Annotated in this window: 11 protein-coding genes; 6 read left to right on the forward strand and 5 right to left on the reverse strand. The window is 74.1% G+C overall.

Annotated elements, in window-relative coordinates; translation table 11 throughout:
• The coding region (locus E1265_RS24185) for an AAA family ATPase (protein WP_132933110.1) at nucleotides 1–2915 on the forward strand (2915 nt) is incomplete at its 5' end.
• On the opposite strand, the gene E1265_RS24190 is transcribed toward E1265_RS24185, so the two are convergent.
• The 4 genes from E1265_RS24190 to E1265_RS24205 form a co-directional block, all read right to left on the reverse strand.
• A complete protein-coding gene (locus tag E1265_RS24190) occupies nucleotides 2900–3712 on the reverse strand; it encodes an ABC transporter permease (RefSeq protein WP_243741074.1) in 813 nt (270 codons plus the stop codon). The two genes, E1265_RS24185 and E1265_RS24190, sit on opposite strands and share 16 nt — an antisense overlap.
• Nucleotides 3713–3771: 59 nt before the next feature.
• Entirely contained in the window at nucleotides 3772–4815 is a 1044-nt protein-coding gene (locus E1265_RS24195) for an ATP-binding cassette domain-containing protein (protein ID WP_132933111.1), read from the reverse strand.
• 171 nt (nucleotides 4816–4986) lie between these two features.
• Nucleotides 4987–5226 carry a hypothetical protein gene (locus E1265_RS24200; protein ID WP_132933112.1) on the reverse strand — a complete coding sequence of 80 codons (240 nt, stop codon included), beginning with the start codon at nucleotides 5224–5226 and terminating at the stop codon, nucleotides 4987–4989.
• Nucleotides 5223–6032: a class I SAM-dependent methyltransferase gene (locus tag E1265_RS24205; RefSeq protein WP_132933113.1), complete on the reverse strand. Its 810-nt coding sequence runs from the start codon at nucleotides 6030–6032 to the stop codon at nucleotides 5223–5225. The genes E1265_RS24200 and E1265_RS24205 overlap by 4 nt, the downstream gene beginning before the upstream one ends.
• Nucleotides 6033–6177: 145 nt before the next feature.
• Here E1265_RS24205 and E1265_RS24210 point away from each other — a divergent pair, with 145 nt between their 5' ends.
• Both E1265_RS24210 and E1265_RS24215 read left to right on the forward strand, forming a co-directional pair.
• Nucleotides 6178–8460 carry a heavy metal translocating P-type ATPase gene (locus tag E1265_RS24210; RefSeq protein WP_132933114.1) on the forward strand — a complete coding sequence of 761 codons (2283 nt, stop codon included), beginning with the start codon at nucleotides 6178–6180 and terminating at the stop codon, nucleotides 8458–8460.
• Nucleotides 8461–8560: 100 nt separating this feature from the next.
• Nucleotides 8561–9133, forward strand: a complete 573-nt coding sequence (locus E1265_RS24215; RefSeq protein WP_132933115.1) for a TerB family tellurite resistance protein — start codon at nucleotides 8561–8563, stop codon at nucleotides 9131–9133.
• A 27-nt stretch (nucleotides 9134–9160) separates the two neighbouring features.
• Here the strand turns inward: E1265_RS24215 and E1265_RS24220 are convergent, their stop codons facing one another.
• Nucleotides 9161–10126 carry a LysR family transcriptional regulator gene (locus tag E1265_RS24220; RefSeq protein WP_207931188.1) on the reverse strand — a complete coding sequence of 322 codons (966 nt, stop codon included), beginning with the start codon at nucleotides 10124–10126 and terminating at the stop codon, nucleotides 9161–9163.
• Nucleotides 10127–10207: 81 nt separating this feature from the next.
• On the opposite strand from E1265_RS24220, the gene E1265_RS24225 reads away from it, so the two are divergent.
• From E1265_RS24225 to E1265_RS24235, 3 genes are all read left to right on the forward strand, one after another.
• Nucleotides 10208–11137 carry a serine/threonine dehydratase gene (locus E1265_RS24225; protein WP_243741073.1) on the forward strand — a complete coding sequence of 310 codons (930 nt, stop codon included), beginning with the start codon at nucleotides 10208–10210 and terminating at the stop codon, nucleotides 11135–11137.
• A complete protein-coding gene (locus tag E1265_RS24230; protein WP_165953859.1) occupies nucleotides 11134–11664 on the forward strand; it encodes a GNAT family N-acetyltransferase in 531 nt (176 codons plus the stop codon). Before E1265_RS24225 ends, E1265_RS24230 begins: the two co-directional genes overlap by 4 nt.
• A gap of 130 nt (nucleotides 11665–11794) precedes the next feature.
• Nucleotides 11795–12325 (forward strand): SgcJ/EcaC family oxidoreductase, encoded by a 531-nt coding sequence (locus tag E1265_RS24235; protein WP_132933118.1) that lies wholly within the window; start codon nucleotides 11795–11797, stop codon nucleotides 12323–12325.
• The last annotated feature ends 18 nt before the right edge of the window (nucleotides 12326–12343 follow it).

The following is a 12343-nucleotide window of genomic DNA, read 5'->3' on the forward strand; positions in this document are numbered from 1 at the left end:
CGCTGGTCGCCGCCGCCCCCGTCGACCACAGCGCGGAGGGCGCCGCGAGCTTCCGGCTGCACGACGCCGTGACCAGCGCCCTGGTCGCCGCCTCCCAGGAGCGGCCCGTGGTGGTGGTGCTCGACGACCTGCACTGGGCCGACGCGGCCTCGCTGCGGCTGCTGGCGTTCGCCGCCCAGCACACGTGGTTCGAGCGGCTGTCGCTGATCGGCACCTACCGGGACGTGGGCACGACGACGACCGCGCCCGGGCACCTGGTCGGCGAGCTGCTGCTGCCGCTGCGGGCCAAGGCGAGCGCGCTCACCCTGACCGGACTCGACCTCGCCGGCACCGGGGCCCTGATCGCCCGCACCGCCGGTGCGAAACCGGACCCCGAGCTGACCGCCGAGGTACACCGGCGCACCGGCGGCAACCCGTTCTTCGTCGAGGAGACCGCGCGCCTGTGGCAGGGCTCCGGGGCCGGGCTGCCGGCCGTGGTGCCGCCCGGCGTACGCGACGCGCTCCGCCGGCGGCTCGCGCCGCTGCCCAAGCCGGTCGTCGAACTGCTCACCGACGCGGCCGTGTTGGGCCGCGAGTTCCACCCGAGGGCGCTGGTCGAGGTGCGCGCGGCGCCGGCGCCCGAGGTGACCAGGCTGCTCGGCGAGGCGGTGGCGGCCCGCCTGGTGACGCCGGGCGCCGCCGGCCGCCACGCGTTCGCCCACGACCTGGTGCGCGAGGCGCTGTACGAAGCGCTCGACGAGCCGGAGCGGCGCCGCCGGCACGCCGCGGTGGCCGAGGCGCTGGCCGGCTCCCCCGAGACCGCCGAGCTGATGGTGCCCGCCGACCTGGCCAGGCACGCCCACCTCGCCGGGCCCGAGCTGGCCCCCGCCCTGGCGCTCGACCTGCTGACCGAGGCCGCCGCCGAGGCCGTGCGGCGGCTGTCGTTCGAGGAGGCGGTGGGCCACCATCGACGGGCCTACGCGCTGGCCGCGGACGCCGATCCGCGCCGCCGGGTGCTGATCGGGCTCTCCTACGCGGCCGAGCTCCAGCACACCGGCGACCCGGCGGCCGGGGGGCGGATCTACCTGGAGGCGGCGGCCGAGGCCCGCGCCCTGGGCGACGAGGCGCTGCTGGCCCGGGTCGGCCTCGCGGCACACTGGGCGTGCGGCGACGGGGAGCTGCCAGGGCCGCCCACCTCGCTCGGCGGCGAGCTGCTGCGCGAGGCGTGGCGCCGCGTGGTCGCCGGGGATCGCGGCCCCGACCAGCCGGCACCCGACGAGCTCGCGGAGCCGGCGGACCAGCCCGCGGTCCGCCAGCGGATGGCCGCCGAACTCGCCGTGCGCGCGGCCGTGTCGGCCCGGCGCTCCGGGGACGACGAGGCGCTGGCCTTCTCGTTGATGGCCAGGCACGACGCGATCTGGGGCCCCGGCACCGCGCCGGAGCGTGAGGCGCTGACCGACGAGATGATCGCGGTGGCGCACCGGACCGGCGACCGCGACCTCGAACACCTCGCCAAGTCGTTCCGCTGGGTGGCGCTGCTGGAACGCGACGATCCGCGCTTCCTCGACCAGCTGCGGGACTTCGTGGCCGGCGTGCCGGAGGCGGCGCCGCCCCGCTACCGGTTCTCGGCCCTCGTCGACCAGCTGGTGATCGCCGTCTTCCAGGGCCGGTTCGCGGCGGCCGACGAGCTGCGGTGCCGGGTGCTGACGCTCAGCGAGGACTACGCCCCGCCCGGTGCACACCACTACTACCTGCGGCAGTTGCGCTGGGCGATGCTGCTCGGCCGCGGTCGGTTCGCCGAGCTCGACGTGCTGCACGGCGAGTTGGACGGCGACGACCACGCGTACCGGGAGCTGTTGGAGGGGATCACCGCGGCCCAGCGGGGCGACGCGGCGGCCGTGGTCCGGCTGTGGCGGACGGTGGCCGGCAAGCGCTACCCGATCAGCATGCGGCCGCTGGCGCTGCGCTTCCAGGCGCAGGCGGCCGCCGTGACCCGCGATCCCGAGCTGATCGCGGGGGCCAGGGCGGCGCTGGCGCCGCTCCTCGGCCAGTGGCTGGTGTCGCTGTGGGGCCTGGACGTCGGCGGCCCGGCGGCGCTGTGGGCGGCGGGCGTGGAGGCGGCGGCCGAGCGCTGGCCGGCCGCCGTCGACGGCTACGCGGCGGCCGCCGGCTCCGCCGACCGGATGGGGGCGCGGGCCTGGGCGGCCGAGGCGCGGGCCGGCCTGGCGGGCGCGCTGCTCGGCCGGGGCGGTCCCGGCGACGGGGCGGCCGCCGAGGCGGTCCTCGACCAGGCGGCCGGCGAGGCCGAGGAGTTGGGCATGGCCCACCTGTCGGCCCGGCTGGCCCAGCTACGCGCCCGCGCCGAACCGCAAGCGGCGCCCGGCCACTCCCCACCCGCCGCGGCGCCCGACGAGTTCCGCTTCGACGGCGCCGTGTGGACGCTGCGCTACGCGGGCCGCACCGCGCGCATGCCGGACGCCAAGGGCCTGCGCGACCTGCACCGGCTGCTGCGCCAGCCGGGCACCGAGCTGCCGGCCACCCAACTGCTGAGCCCCGACGGCTCGTTCACCCCGCTGGGCGGGGACCCCGTGCTCGACGAGCGGGCCAAGGCCGAGTACCGACGGCGCCTCGACCGTCTGGACGCCGAGATCGCGCGGGCCGGGCGGCTGGGCGACGCCGACCGGGCGGCCGAACTCGACGCCGAGCGCGCCGCGTTGCTCGCCGAGCTGCGGGCGGCGGCCGGCCTCGGCCGACGCGACCGGCGGCTCGGCGACCAGGCGGAGCGCGCCCGCAAGACCGTGACGGCGCGGATCCGCGACACCCTGCGCCGGCTCGACGACCGGCATCCCGAGCTGGCCGCGCACCTGCGGGAGTCCGTCTCCACCGGCCTGGTCTGCGCCTACCGACCGCCGCGCGAGACCTACTTCCGGTTGTAGAGGCGCATGGTGAGGGTGCCGAAGACCGCGACCAGCAGCAGGCTCGCGACCAGCACCCAGGTGATCTCGCCGACGTCCGTCGCGCCGCCCATCAGCCCGCGCACCGCCGCGACGAGCCGGGTGACCGGGCTGACGTCCACGACCGCCTCCAGCCAGCCGGGCATGGTCTCGGGCTCGACCAGCACGTTGCTCAGGAACGTCAGCGGGAAGATCACCATCATGCTGACGCCCATCACGGACTTCTCGGAGCGCATCAGCAGCCCGAACATCGTCCATATCCAGGAGAAGGCGAAGGAGAACACCAGCAGCAGCGCGATCCCCGCGGCCACCCCCAGCACCCCGCCGTCGGGCCGGTAGCCGAGGGCGAGGCCGACGGCGAGGATCACCAGCGAGGCCAGCACGTAGCGGAGCAGGTCGCCGAGCAGATAGCCGACCATGGCGGCGGGCCGCCACACCGGCAGGGTCCGGAAGCGGTCGAACACGCCCTTCTGGATATCGGTGTTGACGGCGATGCCGGTGTACATCGTGGTCATGACCACGCTCATCACCATGATCCCCGGCAGCAGGTAGGTCAGGTACTCGCTGGTCGAGCCGGCCAGCGCGCCGCCGAAGAGGTAGGTGAACATCAGCGTCATCATGACCGGGAAGACGGTGACGTCGAACAGCTGCTCGGGCACGTGCTTGATCTTCAGCATCGCGCGCCAGCCGAAGGTGGCGGACGCGGAGAGCGGGCTGGGCCGCGGCGGCCGCGACGCGGCCGGCGTCAGCACGGCGGCCAGCGCCCCGGCCGCCGGCACGTAGGCGTCCTCCTCGGCCTCGCCCGGCGCGCCCTGCTGGGTGGTGTCGGCTACGGTGCTCACGCTGCGGCCCCCTTGGTCAGGCTCTCGTCGCTGTTCCTGCCACCACTCTTCCCCTCGCTCTTCTCGGTGAGGGCGAGGAAGACCTCGTCCAGGCTCGGCTGCCCGAGGGAGAAGTCGTCCACGCTGATCCCCTGGCGCGCCAGCTCGGCCAGCGCCCGGGCGGCCAGCTCGGCCGGCTCCGTGTCGCCGGCGCCCGCCGGCAGCACCCGGGCCGTCAACGCCACCGGGTCGGCGGCCAGCTGCACCGGCGCGTTCAGCACCCGGCCGAGCACCCGCCTGGCGTCCGCCCGCTGCTCCGGATCGCGGAGCCTGAGGTGCACGGCGCCGGCGCCGACCGAGGACTTCAGCTCACCCGGCGTGCCCTCGGCGATCACCCGGCCCTGGTCGATCACGGCTATCCGGCCCGCCAGCTGGTCGGCCTCCTCCAGGTACTGGGTGGTCAGCAGCACCGTGGTGCCCTGCGCGACGACCACCCGCACGATGTCCCAGACCTGGTTGCGGCTGCGCGGGTCGAGCCCGGTGGTCGGCTCGTCGAGGAAGAGCAGGTCCGGCGTGTTGAGGATGCTGGCCGCGATGTCGAGGCGGCGCCGCATGCCGCCCGAGTAGGTCTTGGTCTGCCGGTCGGCGGCCTCGGTCAGCCCGAACGCCTCGAGCAGTTGGGCGGCGCGCTCCCGCGCCGCCGGCTTGCGGTGGCCGAGGAGGCGGGCGAGCAGCACCAGGTTCTCCGCGCCCGTCAGGTCCTCGTCGACCGAGGCGTACTGCCCGGTCAGGCTCACCCTGGCCCGCACCGCGTCCGGCTCGCGCGCCACGTCGTGCCCGAAGACGCGGGCCTCGCCGCCGTCCGGCCGCAGCAGCGTGGCCAGCATCCTGACGGTGGTGGTCTTGCCCGCGCCGTTGGGCCCGAGCACGCCGTACACCGTGCCGGCCGGCACCGTGAGGTCGACCCCGTCCACGGCCCGCTTCTCGCCGAACACCTTCACGAGACCGGACGTCTCGATCGCCGTCCCGGTCCCCCTGGGACCGGCTGTTCGCTCTCTCATCTCTCCCTGTCCCCTGACATGCCCGTCGGTGGTCCGCTCGGTTGGGTAGACCACCGGCGGCGCGGAAACTCATCTGTCCGGGGGGCGCGAGATGGCGCGCGGCGGCCGCCAGATCCGATCTCGCGGCGGGCGAGGAGGAGCACGAGAGACGAGTGGGCCAGCCCGGCCCGCTCAGCTTTCGAACGGGTCGGCGCCGGTGCCGGTCCACACCTCGGGGCCGCCGCCGCGCCACTCGATGAGGGTGGCGTCCTCGAGCAGCACCTCGTCCGGGTCGAGGCCCGCGCGCCGGAGGAACTCGATGAGCTCCACCGGGGAGCGGGCCACGCCCAGGTCCTGGCCGGCCACGGTGACGCGGCGACCGCCGGCGGCGCGCGGCGGGTGGACGACGACGCGTGGGCGGGGCACCGTCATGGCGCGCCTCCCGGCGCCCCGGCGGTGACGCGGATCTTGGACTGGCCGTGGGGCAGCCGTTCCCAGTCCGCCATCAGCCGCGCGGTCAGGCCGTGCCCGGCGGCCAGGTCGGTCAGCGTCTCGGTGCGGTAGTAGAAGTCCTCGCGCAGCACCTGGTGCTCGCGGCCCTCGGTGCGGTCGAAGGTGAAGTCGAAGAAGCCACCGGGGGCCAGGATCCGGCCGACGTGGGCCAGGCACTCGTCGATGACGGACAGCGGCGAGTGCGAGAAGACGCTGTGCGCGTGGACCACGTCGAAGTGTCCTGACGGCAGGAAGTCGAAGGTGAGGTCGCGGGTGAGCGTGAGGTGCGGCAGCTTGGCCCGCAGCCCTCGGCCACTCAGCGTCTCCTTGGCGCTGATCAGGATGTCGGGCGAGATGTCGATGCCGTAGTAGCCGCCGGGATCGAGGTAGTCGATGAACCGCCAGCCGGCGCGCAGGTTGCCGCAGCCGATGTCGAGCATCCGGTGCCCGGGGGCCAGGCCGTGGTCCCTCAGGTAGTCGAACTGGAGCTTGCCCAACGCCAGCCAACGCTCGTGGTCGCGGCTGCCGACGGCCGCCTCCGGGCTGCGGGCGGTGTCCGAGGCCATCACGGCGCGGTAGTAGGCGACGTGGTCCCGGTGCCGGGTGCGCAGCCAGGCATCACGCGCGCCGCGCCGCAGGTGGGGGCCTATTCGCCCGGGGTTGCGCACGGCATAGCGCAGGCGGTGGACGAGGCTCGACCGGTCGATCGTGAGCCTGCGGGCGGCGGGGTCGGCGTCGCTGTGCATGTTTCGTAGCCTGCGGCAGATCGTCGTTGATCACCAGGCGAGCCGCGGGGCCACCTTGCGCTCACATACCCCCAGGGGGTATACATGAGCGCTGGGCGATGATACCGCCCTGGGGTATTCTGGCCGCCGAGGAGACGTGATCGAGATGACAGCCACCACATCCACCACCGCCGGAGCCACCGCCACCGCGGCCTCCGAGGTCGAGCTCGCCATCGGCGGGATGACCTGTGCCTCCTGCGCCGCCCGGATCGAGAAGAAGCTCAACCGGATGGACGGCGTCACCGCCACCGTCAACTACGCCACCGAGAAGGCCCGGGTCTCCTTCGCCGACGGCGTCACCGTCACCGACCTGATAGCCACCGTCGAGGCCACCGGCTACACCGCGGAGCCACCGCCGCCACCCCGCCAGGAAGCCGCTCCCGAGGCGACAGAGCCGGCCGAGGCGGACGAGCTCGGCCCGCTGCGCCACCGGCTGCTGGTCACCGCGGCGCTCGCCGCCCCGGTGATCGCGCTGGCCATGGTGCCCGCCTGGCAGTTCGACTACTGGCAGTGGCTCTCCCTCACCCTCGCCGCGCCCGCCGTCGTCTGGGGCGGCTGGCAGTTCCACCGCGCCGCCTGGACCAACGCGCGGCACGGCGCCGCCACCATGGACACCCTGATCTCGGTCGGCACCCTGGCCGCCCTGCTCTGGTCCGGCTGGGCGCTGTTCCTCGGCGACGCCGGCATGCCCGGCATGACCCACCCGTTCGAGTTCTCCATCGGGCGCGGCGACGGCAGCTCGGCCATCTACCTGGAGGCCGCCGCCGGCGTCACCGCCTTCCTGCTCGCCGGCCGCTACTTCGAGGCCCGCGCCAAGCGACGGGCGGGCGCCGCGCTGCGCGCCCTGCTTGAGCTCGGCGCCAAGGAGGTCACGGTGGTGCGCGAGGGCGGGCGCGAGGAGCGCGTGCCCATCGGCGAACTGGCCGTCGGCACCCGCTTCCTGGTCCGCCCCGGCGAGAAGATCGCCACCGACGGCGTCGTCGTCGAGGGCACGTCGGCGGTGGACGCCTCGATGCTGACCGGCGAGTCCGTGCCCGTCGAGGTCGCCGTGGGCGACGCGGTCACCGGCGCCACGCTCAACGCCGGCGGCCGTCTGGTCGTCGAGGCCACCCGGGTCGGCGCCGACACCCAGCTGGCCAGGATGGCCCGCATGGTCGAGGACGCGCAGAACGGCAAGGCCGCGGCGCAGCGGCTCGCCGACCGGATCTCCGCCGTCTTCGTGCCGATCGTGATCGCCCTCTCGCTCGGCACCCTCGGCTTCTGGCTCGGCACCGGCGCCAGCCTCACCACCGCCTTCACCGCCGCCGTCGCCGTGCTGATCATCGCCTGCCCGTGCGCCCTCGGCCTGGCCACTCCGACCGCGCTGCTGGTCGGCACCGGGCGCGGCGCTCAGCTCGGCATCCTGATCAAGGGCCCCGAGGTCCTGGAGAACACGCGGCGGGCCGACACCATCGTGCTGGACAAGACCGGCACCGTGACCACCGGAAAGATGTCGCTGCTCGCCGTGCACCCGGCCGAGGGCGTCACCGAGGAGGAGGCGCTGCGGCTCGCCGGCGCCCTTGAGCACGCATCCGAGCACCCGATCGCCCGGGCCGTCGCGGACGCCGCCGCCGACCGCCTTGGCCCGCCGCCGGCCGTCGAGGGCTTCACAGGAGTGCCGGGGCTCGGCGTGCACGGCGTCGTCGACGGGCACGCGGTGCTGGTGGGCCGGGAGCGGCTGCTCGCCGACTGGTCGCTGACGCTGCCCGAGCCGCTGGCCGAGGCCAAGGCCGCCGCCGAGGAGCGCGGCCGCACCGCGATCGCGGTGGCCTGGGACGGCGAGGCCCGTGCGGTCATCGAGGTCGCCGACGCCATCAGGCCGACCAGCGCGGAGGCCGTGCGCCGGCTGCGCGAGCTCGGCCTCACCCCGATCCTGCTCACCGGCGACCACGAGAAGGTCGCCAGGGCGGTGGCCGCCGAGGCCGGCATCGACGAGGTGATCGCCGAGGTGCTGCCGGAGGACAAGGTCGCCGTGGTCCAGCGGCTCCAGGCCGAGGGCCGCACGGTCGCCATGGTCGGGGACGGCGTCAACGACGCGGCCGCGCTGGCCACCGCCGACCTGGGCCTGGCCATGGGCACGGGCACCGACGCGGCCATCGAGGCGGGCGACCTGACCCTGGTCCGCGGCGACCTGCTGGCCGCGGCGGACGCCATCCGGCTCTCCAGGAAGACGCTGTTCACCATCAAGAGCAACCTGTTCTGGGCCTTCGGCTACAACGTCTCGGCGCTCCCGCTGGCGGCCGCCGGCCTGCTCAACCCGATGCTCGCGGGGGCGGCCATGGCCTTCTCCTCGGTCTCCGTGGTGGCCAACAGCCTGCGCCTGCGCACCTTCCGGGCCAGGGAACTTTAAGAACTCTTGGTGAACTGGGAACTCGCGGGACGCGATGACCGTTGACGGTGCGAGAGCGAGAGATCGCGGAAAGCAACCGAACAGACCGGACGACGGGGAGATGGCCATGTGGGATCGGCTCAAGGACACGGCGAAGGGGATCCAGCAGTCCCGGAGCTCGGGCGGCTCAAGCGGCCGCGCGGGTGGCGGCTTCGGCAGCGCCCCCGGCGGCCACGGGGGATCCGGCGGCGGTTCGCGCTCCCAGCTGCTCGGCGTGTTCAAGACGCAGCTCGCCTCCATGAAGACGGAGCTCAAGAGCGGCGGCTACCGGGACGCCTCCATGGCCATCTGCGCCCTGGTCGCCGCGGCCGACGGCACGGTGGACGCGGCGGAGCGGCAGCGCGTCGAGTCGCTGATCGTCAGCAACGAGGTCCTGCAGAACTTCCCGGCCGACACGCTGCGGCAGCGGTTCAACAAGCACGTGGACCAGCTGGTCTCCAACCCGCAGTTCGGGCGCGGCGCGGTGCTCGAGGAGATCGCCAAGGCCGCCAAGAAGCCGATGGAGGCGCGGGCCGTGATCCAGACCGGCATGGTGATCGCCGGCGCCGACGGCTACTTCGCGCAGGCCGAGCTCGCCGTGCTGCGCGAGGCGTGCGGGGTGTTGAACCTCTCCCCGACGGAGTTCAACCTGTGACATCCTCCCCGGCCTGAAGGCCGGGGATTAGACCCGGTAGCGGAGTTCAACCCCCGAGCCCGGCGGGGCCTTCCCGCCGAGGTCGCCAGCGGCGGTTCGCAGGAAGGCCGTGAGCTCTCGGACGAGGGCGGTCGGTCGCCGGCGGTGCACGATGCTGATCTCGCGTGCTGGGGTGGGCCCGCGCAGAGCGTGGACCGAGACCCGGGAGCGGTCGGCACCGGCGAGCACGGCCTCGGGGACCAGCGCCGCCCCGAGGCCGGCACCGACCAGCGCCAGGATGACCTGGTAGTCGGCGGACTCATAGGCGACGCGGGGCTCGACACCCGCCTGGCGGGCGAGCGTCTCCAGGCAGATCCGGTTCGGGATGCCCGGCGCGCCGGAGATCCACGTCTCGTCGTCGAGCCGGTCGAGGCTGACCCGGCGACGCGCCGCACCCCCGGCGAGGCGATGGTCAGCCGGCAGCACCAGTCGGAGCGGATCGTCGAGCAGCGGCTGCCGGTCGAGCCCCGGATGGGGTGTCGGTGCCACACCGGGGTAGCGGTGAGTGATCAGCATGTCGAGATCGCCAGCCGTCACCAGCCCATAGCCTCCCGGCGGTTCGATGTCGACGAGCGACAGCTCGGCCCCGGCATGCCGGCGTTGAAGCGCGGCCAGTGCCGTTGGCACCAGCACCTGCGCCGCGGTGGCGAAGGAGCCCAGCGCGAGACGCTGCGGCTGAGCCCCCATGGCGGCGTCGACCGCGGCGCGCGCCTGCCGGAGCTCTCCGATCACGCGCTCCGCGTGCTCCACCAGGATCGAGCCGACCGGTGTCAGGGTGACGCCGGTCGGGCGGCGCTCCAGCAGACGGGTGCCGACCTCCGTTTCCAGCTTGGAGATCTGCTGCGAGAGCGCCGAGGGCGTGAAGGAGAGACTGCGCGCGGCCTCCGCGATGGAGGCGGCGTGTGCCACCTCCATCAGGACCCGCAGCCGGTTGACGTCCAGCTCTCGCACCACGACCCCATCGTAAGCATCGCTAACGGCGGCTTATGAACGCGCGCTGGCACTAACGGGCGAAGGCCGTGGAGCATGGCCCCCGTGAAGAGTTCGACCCCCATGCTCTCGGCCGCCGATGTCAGCGCGGCCGCCGACAGGATCCGCCCCTACGCCCGTCGTACTCCGCTGCTCGATCTGGAGATCGACGGCCGGCGCGTCCTGCTCAAGCTGGAGTACCTCCAGCGCGGCGGCTCGTTCAAACTGCGCGGCGCGCTCAACGCGATGCTCTCCGGCCCCCTGGACGACCACGTCGTGGCCGCGTCCGGCGGCAACCACGGCCTGGCGGTCGCGACGGCCGCGTCGCTGCTCGGCGTGTCCACGACGGTCTATGTGCCGAGGACCGCGCCGACGGCGAAGGCCCGCCGTATCGAGGCCGCCGGCGCGCGGCTCGTCCGGCACGGCGCCACCTTCGCCGAGGCCGCCTCGGCGGCGTCCGACGCCGCGGCGCGACCGGGCCGCAGGTTCCTCCACCCCTATGACGACCCGGCCGTTGTCGCGGGCCAGGGGACCGTGGCGGCCGAGATCGTGGCCGACGCACCCGGTGTCGACGCCATCGCGGTGGCCGTCGGCGGGGGCGGGCTCGCGGCCGGTACGGCACTCGCGAGCGCCGGCCGCCGGGTCGTCGCCGTCGAACCGGAGCACTGCCGCTGCCTGCACGACGCGCTCGCCGCGGGAGAGCCGGTGGACTCGGCCGTGGACTCAGTCGCCGCCTCCGCGACCGGCGCGAGCCGGGCCGGTGCAGCCCCTTTCGCCGTTCTGGCGGCACACGACGTGTCGTCCGTGCTGGTCGGCGAGGAGCAGATCCTCCAGGCACGCGACCGGCTGTGGGAGGAGTGCCGGATCGCGGTCGAACCGGCGGCGGCGCTCCCGTTCGCCGCGTGGCTGGCCGGCCGGGTCCCCGGAGACCTGCCATGCCTCGTCCTCTGCGGCGCGAACGCCGAGTGGACCGCCGCGCGCGAGGAGGCACGGTGACGATCGAGTGGCATGGGAGCCGCCTCGGCTTCCGGCGGGCCACCCACGAGTGCACACCCGAGGTGCTCAGCGTGCTCGACGAGGCGGCGGCGTGGCTCATGGCCCGAGGGATCAGCCAGTGGCCCGCGCGTTTTCAGGCCGCCTGGGTCGAGGAGGCGATTTCCCGTGGCGAAACGTGGCTCGTCGGCCTGGGAGAGGAGACGGCGGGGACCGTCACCCTGGACTGGCAGGACCGGGTGTGGGCGGATGTCGGGGGCACGGCCGGATACATCCATCGACTGGCGGTGCGCCGCTGGGCGACCGGGCTCGGCTCGATCGTCCTCGACTGGGCAGCCGTCCGCGCGCGCCAGCGGGGAGTGGCCGCCCTGCGGTTGGACTGCGTGCGCTCCAACCACCGACTCCGCTCGTACTACGAGGAGCGGGGGTTCAGGCACCGCGGAGACGTACCGGTGGGCGGCGCCCCCGGCCAGCGGCTTGAGGACGGCCCGGTCACCTGGGTCAGCCGCTACGAGCTGAGCATCCCCTGACGCCGCGCGCCCGCGGCGGAGCGGAACCAACCAACCGCTTCAGATCGCTGGGGACAGTCTTTAGAAGAGACTTGAGGCCCTTTTACTGGAACATGCCCGTCCTTGACCGCCCGCGTTGAACTCTTGGCGCATGCGAAAGATCGCCTTCACCGGGCGCCAAACCCTTGGCGCCGCGGCCCTGATCACCGCCGGCCTCCTCACCGCCGGCGCGGCGGCGACCGCCTCCGCCTCCGGCCAGTCCAGCGCCGACACCGCCTCCCACGGGCAGCCCACCGAGCAGGAGATCCGCGCTCTGTTCGACGAGTGGAACGACGCGCTGGCCACCGGCGACCCCGAGGTCGTCGCCGACCGCTACGCGGCGGACGCGGTCCTGGAGCCGACCCTCTCCAACCGGATACGCACCGACCGCGAGGGCATCGTCGACTACTTCGAGCACTTCCTGGCCCAGGACCCGGACGGCGAGATCAACGAGTCCTACGTCGACATCCTGTCCCACAACGCGGCGGTGGACTCCGGCGCGTACACCTTCCACCTGACCGACCCCGAGACGGGCGAACAGCGGGACGTGGCCGCGCGCTACACCTTCGTCTACGAGAAGGACCCGGCGACCGGCGAGTGGCTGATCGTGAACCACCACTCCTCGGCGATGCCGGAGGGCTGACACCCGGCAGTTCTGCCC

Source organism: Streptomyces sp. 8K308, from assembly GCF_004348315.1.
Classification (GTDB): Bacteria; Actinomycetota; Actinomycetes; order Streptomycetales; family Streptomycetaceae; genus Streptomyces.